This is a genomic window from Vibrio sp. Isolate22 (assembly GCF_022398115.1).
GTDB lineage: Bacteria > Pseudomonadota > Gammaproteobacteria > Enterobacterales > Vibrionaceae > Vibrio.
The window spans coordinates 12,214-35,600 of sequence record NZ_JAKEUW010000048.1 but is presented as its reverse complement, the minus strand read 5'-3'; the positions used below and the strand labels follow the sequence as shown (position 1 = coordinate 35,600).

16 protein-coding genes are annotated in these 23,387 nt (G+C 46.2%); 3 read left to right on the top strand and 13 right to left on the bottom strand.

What is annotated here, in order from left to right:
- The 4 genes from L1D55_RS20755 to L1D55_RS20740 all read right to left on the bottom strand — a co-directional run bounded on the left by L1D55_RS20755 (position 1) and on the right by L1D55_RS20740 (position 5,828).
- Positions 1 to 822, bottom strand: a complete 822-nt coding sequence (locus L1D55_RS20755) for an outer membrane lipoprotein-sorting protein (RefSeq protein WP_239918680.1) — start codon at positions 820 to 822, stop codon at positions 1 to 3.
- Between the two features lie 44 nt (positions 823 to 866).
- Complete coding sequence (locus L1D55_RS20750; RefSeq protein WP_239918679.1) at positions 867 to 3,329, bottom strand: MMPL family transporter; 2,463 nt, start codon at positions 3,327 to 3,329, stop codon at positions 867 to 869.
- A gap of 171 nt (positions 3,330 to 3,500) precedes the next feature.
- Complete coding sequence (locus L1D55_RS20745) at positions 3,501 to 4,286, bottom strand: TetR/AcrR family transcriptional regulator (RefSeq protein WP_004741595.1); 786 nt, start codon at positions 4,284 to 4,286, stop codon at positions 3,501 to 3,503.
- A gap of 357 nt (positions 4,287 to 4,643) precedes the next feature.
- Positions 4,644 to 5,828: a hypothetical protein gene (locus tag L1D55_RS20740; RefSeq protein ID WP_239918678.1), complete on the bottom strand. Its 1,185-nt coding sequence runs from the start codon at positions 5,826 to 5,828 to the stop codon at positions 4,644 to 4,646.
- Positions 5,829 to 6,139: 311 nt separating this feature from the next.
- On the opposite strand from L1D55_RS20740, the gene L1D55_RS20735 reads away from it, so the two are divergent.
- Positions 6,140 to 6,901 carry a hypothetical protein gene (locus L1D55_RS20735; RefSeq protein WP_239918677.1) on the top strand — a complete coding sequence of 254 codons (762 nt, stop codon included), beginning with the start codon at positions 6,140 to 6,142 and terminating at the stop codon, positions 6,899 to 6,901.
- Positions 6,822 to 7,574 (top strand): hypothetical protein, encoded by a 753-nt coding sequence (locus tag L1D55_RS20730; protein ID WP_004741597.1) that lies wholly within the window; start codon positions 6,822 to 6,824, stop codon positions 7,572 to 7,574. The genes L1D55_RS20735 and L1D55_RS20730 overlap by 80 nt, the downstream gene beginning before the upstream one ends.
- A 137-nt stretch (positions 7,575 to 7,711) precedes the next feature.
- Here the strand turns inward: L1D55_RS20730 and L1D55_RS20725 are convergent, their stop codons facing one another.
- Together L1D55_RS20725 and hrpA are read right to left on the bottom strand one after the other, a co-directional pair.
- Positions 7,712 to 8,206 (bottom strand): outer membrane beta-barrel protein, encoded by a 495-nt coding sequence (locus tag L1D55_RS20725; protein ID WP_239918676.1) that lies wholly within the window; start codon positions 8,204 to 8,206, stop codon positions 7,712 to 7,714.
- 143 nt (positions 8,207 to 8,349) lie between these two features.
- Positions 8,350 to 12,390: an ATP-dependent RNA helicase HrpA gene (gene hrpA, locus L1D55_RS20720; RefSeq protein WP_239918675.1), complete on the bottom strand. Its 4,041-nt coding sequence runs from the start codon at positions 12,388 to 12,390 to the stop codon at positions 8,350 to 8,352.
- 195 nt (positions 12,391 to 12,585) lie between these two features.
- Between hrpA and L1D55_RS20715 the strand changes: the two genes are divergently transcribed.
- Positions 12,586 to 13,170, top strand: a complete 585-nt coding sequence (locus L1D55_RS20715) for an FMN-dependent NADH-azoreductase (RefSeq protein WP_239918674.1) — start codon at positions 12,586 to 12,588, stop codon at positions 13,168 to 13,170.
- Between the two features lie 128 nt (positions 13,171 to 13,298).
- Here the strand turns inward: L1D55_RS20715 and L1D55_RS20710 are convergent, their stop codons facing one another.
- The 7 genes from L1D55_RS20710 to L1D55_RS20680 form a co-directional block, all read right to left on the bottom strand.
- Positions 13,299 to 15,455, bottom strand: a complete 2,157-nt coding sequence (locus L1D55_RS20710) for a glycoside hydrolase family 3 N-terminal domain-containing protein (RefSeq protein WP_239918673.1) — start codon at positions 15,453 to 15,455, stop codon at positions 13,299 to 13,301.
- 3 nt (positions 15,456 to 15,458) lie between these two features.
- Positions 15,459 to 15,944: a hypothetical protein gene (locus L1D55_RS20705; RefSeq protein WP_239918672.1), complete on the bottom strand. Its 486-nt coding sequence runs from the start codon at positions 15,942 to 15,944 to the stop codon at positions 15,459 to 15,461.
- Positions 15,944 to 16,765, bottom strand: coding sequence for a carbohydrate ABC transporter permease (locus L1D55_RS20700; RefSeq protein WP_239918671.1), 822 nt, complete (start codon positions 16,763 to 16,765; stop codon positions 15,944 to 15,946). The genes L1D55_RS20705 and L1D55_RS20700 overlap by 1 nt, the downstream gene beginning before the upstream one ends.
- 2 nt (positions 16,766 to 16,767) lie before the next feature.
- Complete coding sequence (locus L1D55_RS20695; protein WP_239918670.1) at positions 16,768 to 17,643, bottom strand: sugar ABC transporter permease; 876 nt, start codon at positions 17,641 to 17,643, stop codon at positions 16,768 to 16,770.
- Positions 17,644 to 17,665: 22 nt separating this feature from the next.
- Complete coding sequence (locus tag L1D55_RS20690; RefSeq protein ID WP_239918669.1) at positions 17,666 to 18,913, bottom strand: extracellular solute-binding protein; 1,248 nt, start codon at positions 18,911 to 18,913, stop codon at positions 17,666 to 17,668.
- A 7-nt stretch (positions 18,914 to 18,920) separates the two neighbouring features.
- Entirely contained in the window at positions 18,921 to 19,910 is a 990-nt protein-coding gene (locus L1D55_RS20685; RefSeq protein WP_239918668.1) for a LacI family DNA-binding transcriptional regulator, read from the bottom strand.
- Between the two features lie 95 nt (positions 19,911 to 20,005).
- Positions 20,006 to 23,377, bottom strand: coding sequence for a cellobiose phosphorylase (locus L1D55_RS20680; protein ID WP_239918667.1), 3,372 nt, complete (start codon positions 23,375 to 23,377; stop codon positions 20,006 to 20,008).
- Between the last annotated feature and the right edge of the window lie 10 nt (positions 23,378 to 23,387).

Below are 23,387 nucleotides of genomic sequence, written 5' to 3'. Positions count from 1 at the left end.
TTATTTCGCACGTTTTAGTGTGTTCTTTTGGAAATCCTTGTCTTTAAGACCGGTCTGGAACACTAAATCTGTCGTGGTTAATACGGTGCTTTTGCCTGTTTGATGGTTTTGCATCGCCATGGTGTGCGCGCGCCAGTATTGGTTTAGGTACTGTTTGTAATCTTGGAACGATAGCGTCTTAAGCAGTGCGCCTTTGCGGTCGTAAAACTCGACTTTCATTGGGCGGTAGTGCTGTTGGTCTAGCCATACTTTCTGCATGGTGTAGCCTGAGTTTTTGTCGGTCGGTACTTGCTCTAAAACAAAGGTGTCCACGCCTTCCAGTTTCGCGTCTTCGATGTAGTTGAAAGTGTACTTTTCTAGCTCAAACGAGCTTAAGTCCTCATACGCAAATTCACTGCCCATAAACGGGCCCGATTTGTTGCGTGAAGAGATGCGTTTTACACGTTTTAATGCAGGCAGATACAACCACTGGTCATCGGATTTGGTGATGTGTGAGTGGTTTAGGAAAGCCGTGCCTTTTACGTCGCGTGGCTCATCAAAAATGGTTAAGCCTTTATCGCCATCGTTATCGACTTCTAACGATTTCAATCGCATCAGGCGCGTGCTGCTTTCGCCCTGTTTATTGCGAAGTAGCATTTCCATAGTCGCGACAGAATCGCCCCATCCGACATCGACCGCTTTACGTTGCTCGGCGATTTCTAAGCCTTTCGCTGGGTCTGCTAACGCTGGGAAAGCGGCAAATGTGCCTATTGTTAACGTACCGACGCTCAACGAGCTAACCGTAAGTAATGTAGTAACGAATGATTGTTTAACGCTTTTCATAAATATCTCCTTACGTCAGCCCACCGCAGCAGGCTGACATTTCCTTATTTGGTCGAAGTAGTCAGTTCGGCTGTCGAGCTAGGCTGCGACTTGGTATCTGGCTTTGATTCATGCTTAGGTTTAACTGAATAGTGGGTCTGTTTGTCGAAGATCATCAGTAGGCTTGGTAGCAAGATGAAGTCGACCACCAACGCAATGAAAATCACAATCGCGCTGAGTAAGCCCATGTCGGAGTTGAGTCTGAAGCTCGACATCGCCAGTACAGAGAAACCAGCTACGAGTACCACAGTGGTGATCCACAATGCGCGTCCAACCGTGTGGAAAGCGTATCGAACTGCTTCTTCTGCTGATTTCCCTTCGATTCTTGCGCGCTGGTATTTGCTTAAGAAGTGCACCGCATCATCAACCACAATGCCCAGAGTGAGCGTTACCACCACGGACAAACCAAGGTTGATTTCACCAGAGATAAGCGCCCATAAACCAAAGCCAATGATCGCAGGTGCAATGTTTGGCACTAGGCTGATCATGCCCAAGCGAACTGAGCGCAACGCAAAGATCATCAAGCCAGAGATAAGTACTAAGGTGATAGGCAGAGTCGATAACATGCTCTCCATGTTAGTTTCACCAATGTGAGCAAACATCAGTGATGGGCTCGACGCGACCACTTCATATTGAGGTGCATTGGCCGCAAACCATGAGTAAATACGCTCTTCGAGTTCGACTAGCTCAACGCTGCCAAGGTTGTCGACAGTAAGAACCATTTTGATCGATGACTTATCGACGTTGATTTGGTTGTTCAAGTCCAAGCCATACGGCAGAGACATCTCATAAAGCAGGAGGTATTGCGCGGCAAGTTCACGGTTAAGCGGCAGCTTGTAGTAGCTTTCATCGTCGCCATGCATGTTCTTGTTCAAACGCATGTAAACATCAGAAAGTGTTGCCACGTGGTCGGTTTCTGGTTGAGCGCGTAGCCATTCCGTAAAGTCACCAATCGCTTGCAGAAACACAGGATCGGCAATCGCTTGAGACTCGTTAGTCTTCACAGCAATACTGATGGTGGTCATGCCGCTTACGGTCTCTTCCATGAAGTCGGCGGCTTGTCTGAATTCGCTTGAAGTATCGAAATACTTTACCGATTCATCGTTCACTTTGTTGAGTGGAATTAACGCAGCAGCGCCAACAATCACCAGAGTTGAAATCGGCAGCAATGCTTTACGGTTAGTTACGACAAAATCGCCCAGCTTATCCATGAAGGTGACTTGGTCTTCCGCTTTAGGATTGGCAGGTACGCGTTTGACTGGCAGCAGTTTTAGCAACGCAGGCAACATAGTCACTGACAAGAAGCACGCAATGAGTACACCCAGTGCCGATAAGTTACCGAAATCACGTAGCACTGGAGAGTCAGACATATTCATCATCAAGAAACCGATCGCAGTGGTCACTGAAGTGATCAGAATCGGCATAGCATTGAGCTTGATGCTGTATTGAATGGCTTGTGCTTTCTCCATGCCGCGTTGCATTGCTTGTCTCATGGTCACAATCACGTGAACACAATCGGCTACCGCCAAAGTTAAAACCAAGGTAGGCACATTCACGGTTGCGGTACTCAAGAACATCCCTGCCCAACCGGATAACCCCATGGTGGCAACAATTGAAGCGATGATCACAATAAGCGTCGCCACCACACTAAAGAACGAGCGCAACATAAAGGTCAGGAACACCAGCACCACCAACAGCATTAACGGCACGAGCGTGGAGCTGTCTTCTTGAGCCGAAGTCATAAAGGCGTTGTTCATGGCGATGATGCCCGCTTTATGGAATTCGACATTAGGATACTGAGCTTGGTACTTACCGATCATGGCATTGATTGCCGCAATCACCTCTTGCACTTCCGCAGTCTTGTCCACTTCTGGCAACTGCACGGTTACGTTAACAATCGTCACATCGCCTGAGGCCGACACCAAGGCATTCTTAAGCAACGGTTCGCTGAGGGCGATCTGTTTTACTTTTGCGATGCGCTCCGGTGTGTGTTCGTACTCTTCATACAGCAAGTCTTCTACCAAAAGATCATCTTCAATGGCTTCGGTGTGCTGATAATTAGCAAGGGAATCCACACGGCTTGAATACGGGATCTGCCACGCATCAACCGTGAGGTTTTGAATCAGGGTGAGAGTTTCAGGGGTGAAGACATTGCCATCTTCAGGTGCGACAACAATCGCAAGGTTGTCGGTTTTTGCAAAGGTGGTTTGGATTTCATCGAACGCCATCAACTGCTTGTTGGTGCCTTCGAAGAAGATGTTGTAGTCCCCTCTAAAGTAGAGGTTCTTGGCCCCTAATGCAGAGAGAATGATGATTGAAAACACCACCAGCAGAACGATAAACGATCGCTTGGTAGGTATTGAGTGCCAACTGTTTAGATCTGCGTTTGCGCTATTGGCATTAGGGTTATCTCGGTTTTGCTGATCGAACGTGAGCTTCTGGCTGTCATGTTTCATCACAGTCTCCATTTGTGACGATTCGTCATATTTGTGTCATAAAAAGCCAGCCGAAGCTGACAAAAAACACAATTCTTAGTCAAACACTCAAGAAAACAGCAACCACACTCGGTCAATCTCAAGTTTGTGACGAATCGTCAAAAATGGTTATTAATAAACCCACATGTGTGGGCTTAACGGAAGCTATCGACCTACAGACTCTAAGTAAGCGATCTCTTCACTGAACAATTCTTGTTCTACACGACGCCAAGTTTTGCGGTAATCCCAATCGCTAGAGAGGGGTTGCCAATTGAGGCCGTCTAGAATCATGTTCGCATTGTGTAATACTGAATACGGGTCTTGTAACCGCTTAATACAATGACTGTTTGATGCGTTCTGTGACAAGGCATTTGAACCAAATGCAATTGACCAGTTAGCAAAAACGATGGCATCAGAACCAACACCAGAAGAAAACTTTAGGTCACCCGCTTCTACCGCTTGGTTAACCATAGAGTCGCATTGTTCAATCACCAACTCTTCCAGTTCATTCATCTCGGCGACGCGTGCACTAGACGCTTTCTCCAGTACCCACGGGCTTTTAGCCATGATCGCACAGGTTGATAGTACCGGTTCCATGCGAGCATAGATTCGGTAAGCAACGTGCAGTGCGACGATCTTTTCACGCGTGTTGCCTTCAAACTCTCCAGAACGAGCAAACATCATTGCTTCTGTCTTGAGAGAGTGAATACATAACGCTAAAACGACGTCTTCTTTGCTGCAAAAGTGATTGTAGATTGTCCCTTTAGAATAAGAGCTCGCAGCCGTTAGCTTGTCCATCGTTAGGTTTCCGAACCCTTGTTCTCGAACCAGATCTTTCGCCAACAACATCAACTCTACTTCTCGGTCTGCAATAGACTGCTGCTTTTTAGACAACACGCCTTTGCAACCAAAGATACCTTGTTTATCGCCTTTACAACCAAAGCCAAACATAATTTCTCAGTCCGTATTTGAGCTTAGCCATTATCTAAGCTTAGCCAGTATTTAAAACACTCCTATCCAATATTAACACGAATAGTAAATTCATGTAGTTAACCATTTTGTGACGCTTCGTCATTTTTGACTTATCGTCATAATAGCTCATTTATTGATCATATCAAGATGTTTTATAAATTTAATACACTTTGTGAATAGGTAGGTAAATCATCAATAGCCAACTTAGTGACATTAAAAAGCCAGCAACTGTCTAAATCGCTGGCTTGAAAGGTTTCATGCTGATTGATGAACATTAATGAATCGAACAGTCCGACTCTCACCAATTCTTATTACTAGTGCTCGTTACTAATTCTGTTACAGCAGGGCTTTACCATTTTCCCCCTGGGCGTATAGCGCTAAGCTAATGGTCTTCAAAGCTTCGGTTTCAGTTTCACTGACAGTCAACGACGACACGCTACTGCCGTTCAAACGGCTCAACATCTGTCTAACTATCATTAGCTGTGGTCTCACGCTCGGAATGCGAGTGTCGATAAACTGAAACCAATCCGGGTTCATGTGGTGCTTTACTTTGTCCAACACATCTTTGTTAACGATGGTGAAGGTTTTAGCCCCCTCTTTGGCGTCGCGCAAAATGTCATAAATGACGTGTTCTTTCTCTTTGGCGACCAACATGCCTGAGATATTGAGCTGTAACTCTCCGATAATGCCGTTCTTCATCTTCAAGAAGAACTTGATGTCTTTATAACCCGAGCCTTGCGCTTTTTTATTGAACTGGCTTAGCCCTGATAATTTCGAGCCGAGGCCATAACGATCTTTCAAGGCTGACTGATAGTGCTGGAGATCTTTGAACTCTTTGGTTCTCGATATGAATACCTTTGCTGCTGACATCGCACGCACGCTCTCGAACTCTATTGTCATACGCGCGCAGTCTTTTAAGTCTCCGATATCATCTAGCGGGTTACGGTTGGTAATTTTATCCAATGCACCGTTAAAGCTTTTAATCCCGCCATACGCGCCCGGTGGAACCGAGAGCTTGCCATTGAACAGAGAAACAACGTGTTTAGAGAACTCTTTCAGCTCTTCTTGTGCTTGGATGATCTCGCGATACATCATGAACAGTTGTTTGCGTTTAAGGTGTGCATTCGCCAGTTGGTTCTTGGCTTTAAAACTCGCCCCTTTCGACATGATCTTGGAAGTGCCATTAGGTGAGGTAACCACATTGCCCTGCATCTCTTCGTTAAGGTAAGTTTTGAAGGCGTTGTCGTCGGTTAAAATCGAATACATCAACTGGGCGACTTTACCCTGCTCTGTATTACGAAAGGATTGGCCTTGTAGGCTGGCTTTCAATTCCGCTAAGGCTTGTTGATAGGCTTTGTTGTTGACCAAACGAAAGCCTTGAGACATATGAGTCGATTTCTCGATATGCTTGAGAACTTCTGGCTTGCGCTTTTTGATTTCTGCTTTCTTCAATTCCCACTCTGTTTTGGTAAACGAGGTACCGTTTTCCGGCATCATGGTGAATTCCACACTGGTTGGCATACAGTCTCCTTCTGTCGTGTCCATCCTTGAGTTGATTGTTCGTTTGTGGGCTAGCTTGGCGTTTAAGCGTAAACGGTTGAGCAAACTAGGTGTGCTGTTTTAACAAGAATCCCTAAACGTGTTCATTTGAACATAGCAATTATGCGAGCGTGCTACGAAAAAATTGGCGAGTCATGCTGCCTTTATGGGGCAAACCTCTCCTTATGGTTAATATTTGTCTCACTGATGTGGTTTTCTGCTAAGTTGCTATAAATTCAGTATGGGGTGACTTACAATAGAGTCAACGACCTACCTTTTTTGAGAACACGATATTGAGCGCCAAATATTCTTATTTAGCTTGGCAAGTGAATACTTCTAGCCCAGCAGAAAAGCTTGTTTTATTGATGCTTGCAGACGGTGCGGATGAATCCGGTTACACCAATGTGTGCCTGCAATCGGCAAGTCAGCTTTGTGCTCTCTCTACGTTTGGTTTAGCCGACTGCCTTAAGTGCCTAGTCGACCAAGGTATTCTCGATAAGGTAAAAGTAGACTATCGAGATCAAAAAGAGATCCACGTATTCAAACTGCTCATTGAGCAAGAGCAAGCTGCGGCGCCCGTTGAGGCTCAACCGGTCAATAGTATTCCGGTCTACTCTACGGCACCTGCACCTAAGTTTCAGCCTGCTCCGGCACCGATGCAAAACATGCAGCATGCCCCTCGCCCACAAAGTCGAGGCTCAATGACCAGCAACACGGTTTCCACTCATGATTTGGATGAAGAGATCATCCCAACATGGGCAGAACGTGCATTTAAATTCTCCGGCCTTGCTGGTGACCATAGCTTAATATGGAAAAAATTTGTCCTCTGGTATAAAGCCAAAGCCAATGAACTCATGCCAATCTCTCGCATCGAATCTAAGTTGCAGTACTGGTTAGTTAACGAGAAGCAAAATGAAAGACAACAACAGCAGAAGACCTCTCAATATTCAGGAAATGCAGGACAAGCTCAAGGAAATGGGTATCGACAAAAGCTTAGCCCATCTGAACGCTTCAGGCAGCAGCTCATTCAAAAAGGCAAAAAGCCAACCTTCTGATCCTGCACCTACAGTCGTTCCAGAAGTTTTACCGGCAGTTTCATCGCCATCGGTACCTGTTGTTGAATCAGACACTGGCTCAAATCAACAAGTACCTGTGGTTGACCAAGATCCTGCAGAACTAGAACTGACTGATTGGTGTATCCATGTGTTCGGCTCTTTCTTGAGCGTGTACGAGACTCAGTGGGAATACCAGTACGGTAGTGAGCCAAGCGGTAAGTTCATTGAGTTTGCTAACTCTGTCGATTCTGACGGCCTTAATCGTGTGCTAATGCACTGTCATGAACGTATTCAGCTTGGCAACAGCTGGCCACCTCAAATGGGTGAGCTTTGGATTCTGAAAGACTCTCTAACGGAAGAAGAGCTGTTGGATAGCCGCATTCGAGTATTGTCTCGCACCGCTGCGAACAAGATTGAGAAATGGCTGATTCAAAACAAGCTGTATGACTTAAAACGCACTGCGGAAAACAAGCTTGATGGCCTGTTTAAGAAGTACTACTTGGAAGCAAAACGTTTAGACGAGAAAGGTATGCTTGAAACGGAATTACCGCAATTCCTTCTTGCCGCTAACTCAGTGAAGAATCTGAATGATTTGAAGCGTGAAGAGTACGAAAGCAAACACGGTAAAGCGCTGAACCCAAGAATCCAACAGATTCTCGACAGCAAAAAGTAACCTCCCGCTTTCTAGTGTGAAAAACACGATGAACAGATACAAAAATGCCAGCAATTAAGCTGGCATTTTTTATGAATTCTAACGAACTCTTTAGCGACTAAACAACCGTTATTTACGATCGCCTTACTGATTACAGATTACAGTAGGTGGATAGTTGCGTTTAGCGTGAATACGCCTGAGTCGTCATCTTTCATTTTGAAGTTTTGGTAGCTAGCGCCTACAGATAGAGGACCAAAGATGAAGTATTCTGCGCCTACACCGTACATGATATCAACGTCGTCTTGCTTGAAGCTATCGCCTTTCAGCTCGTAAGAGTGAAGACCACCTTTCGCGTATACGTGAAGAGGACCGAAGTCGATACTTGGTTTGATTGCTAGGTAAGCAGTGCTTGCATCTAGGTTTGTAACATTACGGTTACCGTACTTAACGCTGTCGAAAGAGCCTAGATCCCAGTAACCCGCTTCAACACCGATAAGTGGCAGGATACCTGTACCCACGTGGATACCCATTGCTGTTTCTTCTTCGTTACCTAATGAGTTTTGACCACCCATTACACCGCCGTACAACCAAGAATCAGCCATTGCTGTTGAAGATGCACCTAGCAGTGCTAGTGCCAATAACGTTTTTTTCATATTCGACCTTTTTCGTCCTAGTGGCAGGCCTTGAGTGGTAATAAATTGCCACCAAGTCGCCCTGTATGTAATAACTATTCAATTAGTAATGCAATAAGCAAGATTTATACCCAAACCTTGCCATTGCGTCTAGCATTATTCCTTTAGCAAGCATCGATTGCGTTTTTAACACGCTTATCTGACACTGGATAAGGCGTACCGAGTTGCTGTGCGAAGAAGCTTACACGAAGCTCTTCAATCATCCAACGCACCTCTTTTACGTTTTCTGGAACCGCGATCCCTTTTGGAATTTTATTCAGCAGCTCTTTGTAATCATTCATTACTGACTCAACTTTGATCATATGCAAACGATCTTTGTTAGGGTCAATTGGCAGCTTCTCCATGCGGCGTTCGATTGCCTTCATATAGCGTAGGATATCTGGCAAGCGTTTCCATCCACATTCTGTGGCAAAACCCTTAAAAATCAAACCTTCTACCTGAGCTTTTATGTCAGAAAGTGCAAATGCCATAGAAAGATCCACACGCCCTTTCAGCTTCTTGCTAATGCTGAATGCCGTAGTAAGGATGGTTTCTACCTGCTGAGCAATCTCAACCACGGTATCACCCAACTCCGCACGTACGTGTTCTTTCAGTGCTTCAAATTGCTCTGGTTCCCAAACCAAACCGCCCTTCTCTTCGATCAGCTTATCAATACCACAAGCGATACAGTCATCGATAAGATCGAGAACCTTGCCGTATGGGTTGAAGTACAAGCCAAGTTTCGATTTGTTCGGCAAGTTCGAGTGCAAGTATTTGATTGGCGACGGCACGTTCAACAAGATCAAACGACGCTGACCCGATTTCATTGCTGAGATCTGCTCTTGTTCCGTCTCGAACAGTTTGATCTCTACACTGTCTTTGGTATCCACCAACGCTGGGAAGGCTTTTACATCGTAGCCACCACGCTTCTGTTGGTAGACTTTTGGTAACTCACCAAAGCTCCACGTATGCAGGTTCTGCTGCTCGATATCGTCATCCGCAACTTTAGAAAGCGTTTCTTGAACTTTGTCTTTCAGGCTCTCTTTCAGTTCATGTAAGTCTTTGTGTTCTTTCAACTTACGTTTGCGATGATCCACCGCACGGAATGTTACCTTTAAGTGCTCTGGAATCTGGTCTAACTTCCAATCATCTCGTACCACTTCTACACCCGTCATGCGGCGTAGCTCTTTCTCAAGAGAATCCAGTAGCGGCGCTTCAAGTGGTGTCACACGAGCCAAGAACGCATCAGCGTAATTTGGCGCAGGCACAAAGTTACGTCGTAACGTCTTTGGTAGTGACTTGATTAAGCTAACCACCAATTCCTGACGTAGGCCTGGGATCTGCCAATCAAAACCGTTCTGGTCGATTTGGTTCAAGATAGGCAGCGGAATATGTACCGTTACACCATCGTTGTCATCGCCCGGCTCAAACTGGTAGCTCAGTTTTAACTTCAGGCCATTTGGGTGCCAGAAGTTCGGGTAATCTAAATCAGTAACGTGGCTTGCATCACCGCGGAACAACATCGATTTCTCGAAGTTAAGTAGCTCTGGAGTCTCTTTGCTGGTTTTCTTCCACCAAGTATCAAAATGACGGCCTGAAACCACCTCTTCGCCTACGCGTTGGTCGTAGAATTCAAACAGCTCGTCATCATCGATCAAGATGTCACGACGACGTGATTTGTGCTCTAGCTCTTCCACTTCTTGTAGAAGTTTGCGGTTCTGTTTGAAGAACGCGTGCTTGGTTTCCCACTCACCTTCAACCAGTGCGCTACGCACGAACAACTCACGGCTAATCGTCGGGTCAATCGCACCATAGTTCACTAGGCGTTTAGGAACAATTGGAATTCCGTAAAGCATCACTTTTTCGTGTGCCATTACCGCCGCTTGTTTCTTCGACCAGTGTGGTTCGCTGTAGCTGCGCTTAATCAGGTGCTTCGCTAACGGTTCAATCCACTCAGGCTGAATTTTAGCAATCACACGGCCCCATAGTTTTGAGGTTTCCACCAGCTCAGCAGACATGATCCACTTAGGCTGTTTCTTAAATAGGCCAGACGCAGGGAAGATATGGAAGCGCGCGTTACGTGCACCTTGATATTCATTCTTCTCTTGGTCTTTCATACCAATATGAGAAAGCAAACCTGATAGCAATGAGATGTGAATGCCATCGTAGCTACCCGGTTCGTCGTTGAGCTTGGTATCCAATTCACGCATTGCTTGGTGAATTTGGAAGTACACATCTTGCCACTCACGAATACGCAGGTAGTTCAGGTAATCTTGCTTACACTGTTTGCGGAATTGGTTGCTCGACAACGCTTTTTGCTGCTTCTTGATGTAATCCCACAGGTTCACAAAGGTGATGAAGTCTGAGTCTTTGTCGAAGAAACGCTTGTGCTTGTCGTCAGACGATTGCTGTTTGTCTGATGGACGCTCACGCGGGTCTTGGATTGAAAGTGCAGACGCAATAACCATCACTTCATGTAGACAGCGGTTGTTTGGCGCTTCGATAACCATGCGCGCTAAACGCGGGTCGATCGGCAGCTTAGATAGCTTACGACCAATTGCCGTTAGCTTCTTAGTATCGTCGCCTTGGTTCTTGTTCTTATTGCTCGGTTTACCCGATGCAATCGCACCCAGCTCTTCAAGCAGTCTTACACCATCTTGAATGTTGCGCTTATCTGGCGCTTCAACAAATGGGAATGCTTGAATGTCACCTAGCCCTAGTGCCGTCATCTGCAGGATAACCGACGCTAGGTTGGTACGTAGAATCTCAGGATCGGTAAACTCTGGGCGTGACTCGAAATCTTCCTCAGAGTACAGACGAATACAGATACCTTCAGCCACACGACCACAACGACCTTTACGCTGGTTCGCACTCGCTTGAGAAATTGGCTCAATCGGTAGACGTTGTACTTTGGTGCGGTAGCTATAGCGGCTAATGCGCGCCGTACCCGGGTCGATTACGTACTTAATGCCAGGAACGGTTAACGAGGTTTCTGCTACGTTGGTTGCCAGTACAATTCGACGGCCAGTGTGTGACTGGAAGATACGGTTCTGTTCACCCGCCGAAAGGCGCGCGTACAAAGGTACAATCTCGGTATCACGCAGATTACGCTTACTAAGTGCGTCTGCAGTATCACGAATTTCACGCTCACCGTTCATGAAGATCAGGATGTCGCCTAAGCCTTCATCACACAGCTCATCAACCGCTTCGAAGATACCTTCCATTTGGTCACGATCAGAATCGCTGTCGTCACCACCTAATGGGCGGTAGCGTGTATCAACTGGGTAAGTACGGCCCGATACTTCGATGATTGGTGCATTATCGAAGTGTTTAGAGAAACGCTCTGGGTCGATGGTTGCCGACGTAATGATCACTTTTAGATCAGGACGCTTTGGTAGCAACTCTTTCAGATAACCCATGATGAAATCGATGTTTAGGCTACGTTCGTGCGCTTCATCGATAATGATGGTGTCGTACTGATTTAAGAAACGGTCGTGTTGAATCTCCGCCAGCAGAATACCGTCGGTCATCAGTTTGATTTGTGTGTTGTCAGAAATCTGGTCGTTGAATCGAACCTTATAACCAACAAATTCGCCCAACTGAGTTTCCATCTCTTCGGCAATACGATTCGCAACCGAACGCGCAGCCAGACGACGAGGCTGAGTGTGACCAATTAGGCCAAAGCGGCCGCGGCCAAGCTCAGAACAAATCTTAGGTAACTGAGTGGTTTTACCCGAACCCGTTTCACCCGCCACGATAACCACTTGGTTTTCTTCAATGGCTTTCGCAATATCATCGCGCTTTTGGCTAACAGGGAGAATCTCTGGGTATTCAATGGTTGGTTTTTGCGCAGCACGCTGGGTTGCCGTCATCATCGATTGGGCAATGTCTAATGCGATTTCATCGAAAACAGCATGCTTAGATTTTTCGTTCTTAATACGGCTTGCACCAGAAATGCGCTTACTTAGACGGAAGCGGTCGCGCATCATGCACTCATTTAAGGCCTTACGAAGAGAGGCTGGGCTATTTTGAGATGCGCTAGCTTTAGGTGCTTGTTGTTTGTTGTTTTGTTTTTTTTGATTAGCTTGATCAGCAGCAGAGTCCGATGTCGCGTTGGTATTCGCTACATGGTTATTTTTATCTGCTTTTTCCGGAGACGAAGTCACAGCGTGTCCTATTCTTTCTCTTATATAAACTCGCGCGATTGTAGCACATAAGGGCTAAAACAAGATAATGGAAAGCGGCACTTAGCAGTCATTCAATTTTTTCGAATAAGTTCAGCGAATAAATCGCCTTTTGAGCGTTTTTAGTTTGCCTATAATCCATCACATAACAAAAACACTTATTCAAGGATTCCCATTATGTCTCGTGTATTAGCCCTAAAATCAAGCATCCTAGGCGACTACTCTCAATCAACTAAACTGGTTGAAGAATTCATCAAAAATGTAGACCAAGATAAACTGACGGTTCGCGATCTAGCTGCAAACCCATTACCAGTGTTGGACTTCTCGGTAGCGACTGCACTTCGCGCGACGGAAGACCTATCTCAAGACCAACAATCGATTGTTGATCTATCAAACACGCTGATCGAAGAAATTAAAGCGGCAGGTACACTCGTGATTGCTGCACCTATGTACAACTTCACTATCCCGACTCAGCTTAAAAACTGGATTGACCTCATTGCTCGTGCTGGTGTGACGTTCACTTACACAGAGAACGGCGTTAAGGGTCTAATCGAAGGTAAGAAAGCGATTGTCGTGACGACTCGTGGCGGCATTCATAAAGACGCAGCGACTGACAGCATGACGCCTTACCTACGCACAGTACTTGGTTTTGTTGGCATCACAGACGTGGAATTTGTTTACGCAGAAGCGCTCAACATGGGTGAAGACGCAGCAGCAAAAGGTATCTCAGAAGCGCAAAGCCAACTTGCTGAGCTAGTGTAAAATTAAGGCGACGCAGCAAGCATTGGCTTCGCTTGATAGATGTAAATAAGAGCCCCCTTTAGGTACAGTAACCTAAAGGGGGCTCTTTTGTTTTGCTTTCAATGTGAATTAACTAAAGCATCTTTGGGTTATTTCAGACTCACAGTAACTTTGTATGTCGCTAAACTGCTTCCACCAACATACACATCCACTTCACCCTCTTCGTACATGAAACACGCTTGGCTGCCGTAGAATTTCAGATCATCTGCATCAATTTCAAGCCGAACTGTTTTGCGCTCATGCGCTTCTAGATGGCATTTAGCAAACGCTTTCAGCTCTCTCTGTGGACGCGTCGTTGAAGAGACTTTGCGAGAGATATAGCACTGCACGATTTCTTGCCCAGCAATCACAGAGGTGTTCTCAACGTCAACCTCGACAATTAGGCTCTCGTTCTCTGTAATTTCAGGCGTCACCGACTTCAACCTACCATACTCAAACTGCGAGTAACTCAAACCGAAACCGAATGGGTAAAGTGGTGTATCTTGCTCATTTTTATATGGCATGTACTCTTGATACGCTCGCATTTTACCTATCGGTTTGCGGCCGTAATGCATCGGGATTTGCCCTGTACTTCTTGGTACTGTCATGGTGAGTTTGCCACTCGGATTACTATGACCAAACAGTAAGTTACCGACCGCATTGCCTGTCTCTGTGCCACTTTGCCATGCATAAACCAGTGACTGGGCGTATTGCTCAATCTTAGGTGATGGTACGGGCCTACCTGTACACTGAACCACAATCAGAGGTTTGCCTATTTTTCCGATAGCCTCAATCAACTCTTCTTGACCCGGTGGTAGCACAAGCTCGGCGATATTACGTGCTTCTCCCGTTCGGCGATGGCTTTCACCGACACACAGTACGACGACATCACTGCGATGCGCACACTCCATCATGTCATCACTAAACGCGCTTGAATCAGTAATTATGGTGTTCTCTGGCGCTGCGGCTTGAATGCCATCGGCAATCGTTGCAACGTCGTCCGCATTGCCATCTAAACACCAAGAACCAAGGTGCTGCCTCTGTGAATGAGCATGAGGGCCAATCACAGAAATGGTTAAGCCTTGCGATTTCAAAGGTAGCAAATCACCGTCGTTTTTAAGCAGTACCATACTTTCTTCAGCAAGAACTAACGCTTTGCGCTTATGCTCTTCTAGACCCAGCACACTCTTATGCAGTTCAGGGTCGATATATGGTCGTTCAAACAACCCAGCGCGGAACTTAGTTAACAGCACACGGTAGACTGCTTCATCTAGATTTTCTTGCAAGCTTGGATTGTTCTTCACCAACTCTTCAAGGGTATCTTCGTAGGCTTCGTGCGTCATCGCCATATCCACCCCCGCATCCAACGCCTTTAATGCCGCAGCCGATGGGTCTTGCGCAACTTGGAAGTATTCCAGATCGGAAATAGAGCCCCAATCACTGACAACCATGCCATCAAACTTATGCTCGCCTTTGAGCCAGTCTCGAATCAATGGACGAGAGCCAGTTACCGGTGTACCACCAAGGTCGTTAAATCCAGACATCATGGTTGCAACGCCAGCTTTCACTGCTGCAGCAAAAGGCGGCAAGTGCACATTGTGTAAGGTGTTCTCACTCAATTCCGTGGTGTCGTAATCACGCCCACCTTCTGAAGCACCATAGCCAACAAAGTGTTTGGCACACGCCACCAGCTTATTTGGCTGTGAAGGGTCATCACCTTGAAAGCCTTTCACCACCGATTTTGCAAACTGACTGGTTAAGTACGGGTCTTCACCAGAGCTCTCAATCACTCGACCCCAGCGAGGGTCTCGAACGATGTCGAGCATTGGCGCAAAGGTCCAGTTGATGCCTAAAGAGGCCGCCTCCGTCGCAATGCACTCGTATGCTTTTTCAACCAGTTTTGGGTTCCAAGAACAGGCTTGAGCTAGAGGAATTGGCAGCACTGTCTTTTGACCATAAATCACATCACGAGCGAATATGATGGGAATCCCAAGGCGGCTTTTTTCCATCGCCACTTTTTGGATCTCATTCAGCTGGTGCGGGTCAACCGATTCACCCGGCGCATTACCCGCCCACGCCGTGTCAGCAAGGATGCGTGAGCCATACGCACCCTGCTCCACTTTCATCAAGTACTCTTTCTTGTTGTCGTCATAATCCAGCATTGGCGATTGGCAAAGCTGACCCACTTTCTCGGCAAGCGTCATCTGAGACAGTAAATCTTGCGCTCTAGTTTGGTAACTTGCTGAGCTGTCTTTGTATAGACTCATCGATTAGATCTCTTTCATTTTATAACGTGGGAAAGCTTCGGTTAGAAACTCAGTCATCTCTTGATATAACGCATCATTGCCAGACTGTTTCGTTAAGCGTCGCAGTTGATCCGCCGCCGTTGGTACATACCGAGAATCAAGCTGAACGTAGATCTCGATGAACTCCATTAACTGCTGTTCGTTAAGTTGATCAATGATCAATGCAGGCTTTTCCAACGACTCGTAGTACGCGTCTGGCTTAGGACCAAGCGTTGCGTTTCTCCAAGTTTCAATCACCTGCTGATAGCCACCCAAATACTCGTCTTCAATTCTGAGTTCGAGTTTGTTCATCCCTTTTAATGCAGTCACCAGTTCACCTTGCTCGTATTGCTGCTCTGCGTAGGCAAAGTAGTTTTCCGATAGTGAATAGGCTTTCAACCAAGCTGAACCGTAGGCGATTAAAATAACCGAGGCCAGCGCTAATAATTTATATCCTGTCGATACTTTCATTACTTAACCCCTACGCCAGTAAATGCCTTGATGAAGTTCTTCTGTAGGCAGAAAAAGACAATCACAACAGGAACCGCAATCATGGTGGTCATCGCCCATAGTTGCTCTAGGTTGGTTCCCGGTACTTCAGTTTTAAAGTTGTACAACGCAAGCTGCAGCGTCATCAGAGAATCATCTCGTACGTAAAGTAGTGGCCCCATAAAGTCGTTCCATGCCCCCATGAAGGTTAGGATACCGACCGTTGCTAGAGCTGGTCGCATCATAGGCAGAATGATTTTGAAGAAGATACGCATCTCGCTCGCGCCATCAATTCGCGCTGCTTCCAAGTAGGCGTTGTCTATCTGCTTCATGAACTGCACCATCAAGAAGATGTTGTATGCACTGATTGCCCCCGGAATGATCAACACGCGATAGGTGTTAATCCAGTTCCACTCATACATCATCATGTAAGTTGGGATAGTGAACAGAATCGCTGGAATCATCATCGAACCAAGAATCACTTTCAGCCAAAACTCGCGGCCAGGTAAGTTGGTTTTCACAATCGAGTACGCAACCATCGATGAGAACAATGTATTCAGTACCGTGACAGTGACTGAGATAAAGATGGTGTTGAAGAACACTCTTCCCAAGTTCACTGAATCAAACACCTTGATGTAACCAGCAAACGACCACTCTTTTGGTAAGTTGTTCGGGCTGTGCATGATCTCTGGGCCGGTCTTAAATGAGTTGATCACCATGTAGAAGAACGGATACAACACAATAAGGGTGGCAACCAAAAGTGTGCCGTAAATCAGTAGGTTCTTTTTCTTATCAGCATTCATGATTAGTCTTCCTTACTGGTGATTTTTAACTGCATCATCGTCAGCAGGTAAATTACGCAAGCGAGCATTAAGCCAATGGTTGAAGCTTCACCCATCTTCATCTGCTCAAAACCGGTTTGGTAGAGGTAGAGCACAGGAGTGAGTGCCGATTGGTAAGGGCCGCCGTTTAAATCGAAATTCATGAACACTTCGATAAACATCTGCAGGCCATTGATGATGTTCATTGTCATCACGAACACGATCTGAGGCATGATCATCGGCAGAGTAATTTTCTTGGTCTTACGCCACCACGATGCGCCATCAATATCAGCAGCTTCGAACAGAGACTTATCGATGCTGGCGATACCACCAAGGAAGATGATCATCTGCACACCAAACCACTTCCATGCACTGAACACGGCAATCACAGGCATTGGTAGCCACTCCTCAAACTTCCAGAACACCGGCTCTGAAAGAAGATTCGCGCCCACCATAGTGTTTTGAATTGGACCTGAAGGACCTGACACGAAGTCGAAAATGATCATCGCTACGGTAATTGAGGTCACCACTGGAATGAACATGATGGTACGGAACATGCTCGATAAGAACTTAATCTCATTGAGGAGTAAGGCTAAACCCAGTCCAATCACGAAGCTCAATGACACGAAAATGACTTGGTTAAACACCACATTGAACAGTGACTTCCAGAACAAGAAGTCCGTTACCACGGTAATCCAGTTGGTTAAACCGATGAACTTGGTGTTCTCTGGCATCAAGATATTTACGCTTAGAAAGCTGCTCTCAAACGACAAGAAGAACGGGTAAATCAAAAAGACCGCGAAGTACACAATCCATGGTGCAAGGAACAGGTAGCCGGTTATGAGGTTATCTTTTTTCATAGTTTCACTTAGACCTATCACACTATTCGTTAATGAGTTTTTCAGCTTGCTTCGCCGCTGCTTCTACCGCTTCCTGAGGAGAAACATCTTGCTTAACTACCGCTTTGGAATACTGCTCAAGGATGACGCCAGCCATGTCTGATGACAGTGCAAAAGGTTCATTCAATTTTGCATTTGGTAGTTGTTCAACAAACGGCTTAGCTTCTGGCGTGTTGTAGTAAGGTCGGTCTTTTAGAGAGATTAGTGTTGGCAGTTGACCCAGCGCTATGTTGGCCTTGTGGTTGAACTCATCTTCCATCATCAACTCCAAGAACGCCCACGACAGCTGCTCTTTCTCGACACTATTTTTGAAGATCATCAGCGCGCGACCATCCAGTGTAGAATATGAGGTATCGCCTTTGTTCAGCGTCGGAATCGGTGCTAATCCAACATCTTCTCCCACCACCATCGGCTTACCAGCCGCTTCAGTTAGGTTTGCTTTCCAGCCAAAGCCAAACTGTGGCCACATGCCAATGGTGCGTGAGAAGAAGTTCTTTTCCATGGTCAGTGGCGCATACTGCTGCGCCTTCGCCATAGTTTCAAAGAACAGTGCTAGGTTCGCTTCTTCTCTATCGAAGTTAGGGTTGGTACCGAAACGATTAAGCAAGCCGTATTGGCCGTCGTTGAAGTTGTAGTACATCTGAGCCAGCATGCTCCAGTACCAGCTACCCCAAGACAGTGCTTCGTTCCAGAATACGGTACCGTACACTGGGCTGCCATCTGCTCTTGGAGGCAGTTGGCTGATCTTTTCTGCCGCGTGTAAAAATTCGTCCCAAGTTTGAGGTGGATTCTCTGGATCTAAACCCGCTTCAATGAACAGCTCTTTGTTGTAGAGCATCAGCGTCGTTGTTGCATTCCAAGGGATGTAGTAGTTTCGACCGTAATTTTTCTGCATGAATACAGGATCGATCCTGTCCTCCATCGCATTGAATCCTTCGAACTGCTCTAAGTAAGCGAGCTTACCCATCTTTGCGTATTTCGCGGGTTGGTAACCAAACACACCTGCATATAGGTTTGGCACATCACCTGCTGCCATCCGGGTCTCTAAGTTTTCATCGTTTGATACGACTACATCTACGTTGGGATACCTTTTTTTGAACTCAGGAACTAACTCAGAACGGACAAAGTCCATGTAGTTACCCACTGGGGTCATGACTTCGATACGGGTATTATCTGCGAGTGATACTTGCGAACTCAGCGCAAGCACACATCCAATCAACCACTTTTTCATAACTATCCTACAGAGTTTCACGTAAAATTAATGACGTTGGCAAAATCGTTAATGCTTGTGAGTCTTTAGCTTTTTCATCAAGCGCATTGATAAGCGTTGATGCTGCAAGCTCCCCCATCCCCTCTTTCTCATGGGTAACGGTGGTTAAACTCGGAATCATTAACTCTGCCATTCTTATATTGTCGAAACCGACGAGCTTCATTTCGCTCGGGATGTCTATTTCATAACGCTTTGCTGCGCGAATAATGCCGATCGCCATCTCATCATTGGCCGCAAATACGGCGTCGGGCCTGCGCCCCTGCTCCAATAATTCCTTCATCTGCTTGTAAGCGGTCTTTTCTGTGAAATCGCTTTTGATCAAATGATGGTTTTTAACTGGTATATTGAAATAGCCCAAAGCTGAGATGTAGCCATCCAGTCGCTTCTTGCTATCGTATGAGTCTTCTGGCCCAGTGAAGAAGTAGATGTCTTTGCAGCCCTTAAGCACCAACTCTTTGGTTGCACTGAATGCTCCACCAAAGTTGTCGATAAGGATGTTATAGATACCGGGAACACTTATTTCTCGGTCTAGAACCACCATAGGGAAATCTGGACCTGCGACCGACTTTAGAAACTCGGTATCAAATGAATTAGTTAACACCACCGCGCCATCAACAACACGGTCTCGAATATACTTGTGAGCCGTAGAGTCTTCATTGCCATACATGCTACAAGCCACGACATCATAGCCACGCTGGTGACAGACCTTCTCGATACCTTTGACAAGTTCGCTGTAAATCGGACCAAACCAGTTATTTAGAAACAGGCCGATGGCATAGCTACGACGCTGCTTCAACTGCTTAGCATTGGTGTTAGCGACATAGTTCATCTCGTGAGCAATATTGAGAACATGCTGACGCGTCTTTTCACTGACACGATTGCAGTCATTCATTGCGTACGAAACGGTTGCGATGGAGACATTCGCTTTTTTAGCTACGTCTTTAATAGTCACTTTCATTTCACTTTTTTCCTTTAAGAGCCCAGCTCTTCACACCTTGCATTTTTCTCATACTCAGCCTTTGGGTTGGGCCCATCGCTGAGCCCAACAGATTATTAAAGGGAGATATGAAGGGTGTTTTCTTCACTACTCAATCTCTGAAGCAACCACTCACGCGAGATCTTCGCACCACCAGAACGGTAGCGGTTCTCAGTCAGTTCGAATGGCACCGTTTCACCGTTTATCGAGATTGCTTTTGGAGTGTGTGAACCTTCAACCAAATCGATAACCAAGGTCACTGGCTTCCCATCAAGCTCAAAGTGGATCTTCGTTTGACCAACTCGCGGAGAGATAACTGGGTCAAGAATGAGATCGTTGTGCGCGAATCGAACACCAAATACGTTAGAGATAAGTTGGTTAACGTAGATACCTGGGCCACTTGAGTAAATTCTCCAGCCGCCTTTCACTGCAACGTCACCGTTCTTCACTTGGTCAAAGTTGTCGTATGCCGTTGGTCTGTCATTGAACTTCGCATCTGAACTTGAGAAGTACGCGTTCGACTGACGAAGCTCAGCATTTGGCACGTGGTCTTGAATACCCACAGGGATAATTTTGTATAGGTTGTCGAATACTGCTTCCGCATCGCCCAACTTACACAGCGCCTCAATGAATCGAATATGAGCGTGACAGTATTGAAGACCGACCTCACGTCCAAGGTTGGCTGCCAGTTCTGCGCGCTTAAAGTAGCTCTGTTTACCTGCTTTATACTCGGCCATTTTGTCCATCAAGCGAACACCGTCAGGGTGAACAAGGTTTTGCTTGATGATGTCCATGTGAGTGCTCGCCATTTCTGGATCAAACACTTCAGAAATGATTGAACGGCTTGCTGGCAATAGTCGGTAGTTGATGCCCGTTTTTTGATCCGATGGATGCAGCAAGTGTTCGATTTGCTTAACACTCCCCTCTTCATCACGATCGAAGTGGATAAAGCCTGCAATCACGCCATCTTTAATCAAGTAGTGGTGGTAATCACTTTCCATCTTGTCGGCCAACTCCATCAAAGAAGCAGCGTATTGTTGATGTTCACTGCCTTGAAGGGCTTGGTACATACCTTTAAGGGCTTGTAGCGTTAATGGAATTGTCCAACCACTCACCATGTTCTCACGCAGTGATTGGTTCGCTGGTTGTAGCGTATCGTCCCAGTCGCCATCACCGTAGCAAGAGAGCGATGTACCCGGTACAAGGTTATCAAGCATATGCTGAACTTGAGTCTGTACGTGGTGCATTAACGTGAAGCGGCTTTCGCTCTTTACAAAGCCCTCTTCTGCTAGCGTGTACGGCAGTTCAACATCCAGAATACTGATGTCACCCGTCGTATTTAGGTAGTCAGCTAGAGCTTTGAGCGGCCACACTACGATGTCACCATGCGCTTCTTCTTGTTGGATACTCGCGTACTGATCGAACATGAACCACTGAGGCCAAGTACCCGTTTCTTGGTATTGGTGGCTGTAGATCTCTTCTAGCACCGCTTTTGCTTTTGCGTATTCCTGCATCGACATAAACAGTTCAAATGGGCCTTGAGACACATCACGCGTACCCCATGCCGCACCCGAGTATTGCTCTAAGCCGTGTGGCGTTGAGTAGTGAACTAAGGCGTTGTGAGTGAACCAGTTCAGACACGTATTGATGCGCTGGCTGTTGCCGTTGTCTTCACTGAAATCAACATTGAAGCCTTTGGTCAAAGACTGAATACCTTTTTGGTATTGCTCGCGTTCCGTCTCAAACGCCATAAATTGTGCAGTAGTGTCTAGCTCGCCCGCCTTACCGCCAATCGCGATAGAACAGTGGCTTTCAAGAGAGCCGTTCAGTACCAGATACTCCACTGAATCAGAATCCGCACGTCCGATCGTTTCAGCCGTTACGTCCATGCCTGACACTGCAAGGCCATAGCTCAGCTGCGGCATGAATTGATCAATCAGTTCATTCTTGCCTGTCACTGTGAACAGTTCGCCATCTCTTGCAATCTCTACACTGCCTTCACCTTCGTTGTTACCGAAAACAAGTTGGTGTGACATTTTGATTGAAAGCGGAGCCTCAATTCCGTGCTTGGTGATATCTAGTTGGATGATTGGTCTTTGCGCACTTGAGAACGAAACGATCTCTAGGTAGCCGCCAAGTAGTTTATAGATCCAACGCGAATAGTTTTGGCCAGTTTCGTAAGCCGAAGGCATGCCTAATACGCGGTAGGTTCCTTCCACTTCAACCGATACTCTTTGCCCTGCATGAGTGAATTGGTTTAACGGGTTTCGGCACACACCCAATAGTTTATTGAATGAGGTATTACCAAGCGTCAGCTGTGAGTTGAAAACACCGCTGATGTAGTGTGTCGAGCTCATGATAGATTGCTGGTAATCTTGATTATTACCCGACGCAATCACATGACCTGTCATACGCTCTAGGTGCTTCTCTTTCTCTGGCAAGGTCACGTATTTGTTGTCGCCATAAAAGAATGACAGCAGTTCACCGTCTTTGACGTCTGCGAACGTTTGATCATCACCGAAGAACTCTGTGATCTCTTTCTTGCTCAGCTTTTCACCCTGCAGGTACTCGCCTTTAGGTTGGTGCACACAAGATAAAGGCTCACGTTCCATTTCTTCAGATAACGTCAGCTGAGCGTGCTTAGCTGCAATCTCTTCCAGTTCAATAGGCTCGCCAGAATTTGATTTCGGCAAGTCCGTAGTGACAACACCGTAGAAAACCACTTCCTTAGACGAGTCCGCTGCAAGCGTGATTTCTTCCGTCTGAAGTGCGATGTAACCCATCTCATATTGATATTTTTGGTTTTCAAGTTGAGGCGCGTTCAATGCTACGGCCTCACCTGTTAACTTGAACTCTTTACCAAAGAACTGGAAACCATCGGTGCTGTAGCCAACAACAGGTGAAAGAGAACCCAATTGAATACGCGGGTTGCCTGAAGATTGAGGCAAGTTCTGACGGCTACAAACCACGTAACCCATTTGGTTTTCAAAGATTTGATGGTCAAGGTACTGAGAGCAGTACAGTTCATTGGTTTTAACTGCGCCTTCATCCGCAAGGCCAACATCTTGACCGTAAATCAAGTCATACGTCAGTGGCTGTGAAGATAGGTTGGTAATGTTCACATCATAGAAAAACGCATGGTCAGCCGTTTTAATCGACACAACAGCTTCGTAGTCTTCCGTTGTTGTTACCCACTGTAATGAACCATCGCTCTGCTTAAACGTTTCAATCTTGTTATTAAAAAAAAGCAATGGTGTGACATTTAATTTACCTTCGCCTTTAACACGAAGAAATACATTCGAGATAGCCATTTCTGAGTCAGGCGTATCGAACAAAGACACCATTAAACGATCACTGCGAATTGCGCCTAGTACGCCATCTGCATTGAATGTGAGGTTTAGGCTTTCATTGCCAACGCTCATTTGTGATCCAGGTTGAATGTGGTGCATAAAGTTTTAC

What these genes read in the sequence shown, in the direction of transcription:
- L1D55_RS20695 (WP_239918670.1), bottom strand. Translation starts at nt 17,643, where the DNA reads ATGAAAAAAGATAACCTCATAACCGGCTACCTGTTCCTTGCACCATGG.
- L1D55_RS20690 (WP_239918669.1), bottom strand. Translation starts at nt 18,913, where the DNA reads ATGAAAAAGTGGTTGATTGGATGTGTGCTTGCGCTGAGTTCGCAAGTA.
- L1D55_RS20745 (WP_004741595.1), bottom strand. Translation starts at nt 4,286, where the DNA reads ATGTTTGGCTTTGGTTGTAAAGGCGATAAACAAGGTATCTTTGGTTGC.
- L1D55_RS20710 (WP_239918673.1), bottom strand. Translation starts at nt 15,455, where the DNA reads ATGAGTCTATACAAAGACAGCTCAGCAAGTTACCAAACTAGAGCGCAA.
- L1D55_RS20730 (WP_004741597.1), top strand. Translation starts at nt 6,822, where the DNA reads ATGGGTATCGACAAAAGCTTAGCCCATCTGAACGCTTCAGGCAGCAGC.
- L1D55_RS20725 (WP_239918676.1), bottom strand. Translation starts at nt 8,206, where the DNA reads ATGAAAAAAACGTTATTGGCACTAGCACTGCTAGGTGCATCTTCAACA.
- L1D55_RS20685 (WP_239918668.1), bottom strand. Translation starts at nt 19,910, where the DNA reads ATGAAAGTGACTATTAAAGACGTAGCTAAAAAAGCGAATGTCTCCATC.
- L1D55_RS20750 (WP_239918679.1), bottom strand. Translation starts at nt 3,329, where the DNA reads ATGGAGACTGTGATGAAACATGACAGCCAGAAGCTCACGTTCGATCAG.
- L1D55_RS20755 (WP_239918680.1), bottom strand. Translation starts at nt 822, where the DNA reads ATGAAAAGCGTTAAACAATCATTCGTTACTACATTACTTACGGTTAGC.
- L1D55_RS20680 (WP_239918667.1), bottom strand. Translation starts at nt 23,377, where the DNA reads ATGCACCACATTCAACCTGGATCACAAATGAGCGTTGGCAATGAAAGC.
- L1D55_RS20740 (WP_239918678.1), bottom strand. Translation starts at nt 5,828, where the DNA reads ATGCCAACCAGTGTGGAATTCACCATGATGCCGGAAAACGGTACCTCG.
- L1D55_RS20700 (WP_239918671.1), bottom strand. Translation starts at nt 16,765, where the DNA reads ATGAATGCTGATAAGAAAAAGAACCTACTGATTTACGGCACACTTTTG.
- L1D55_RS20715 (WP_239918674.1), top strand. Translation starts at nt 12,586, where the DNA reads ATGTCTCGTGTATTAGCCCTAAAATCAAGCATCCTAGGCGACTACTCT.
- L1D55_RS20705 (WP_239918672.1), bottom strand. Translation starts at nt 15,944, where the DNA reads ATGAAAGTATCGACAGGATATAAATTATTAGCGCTGGCCTCGGTTATT.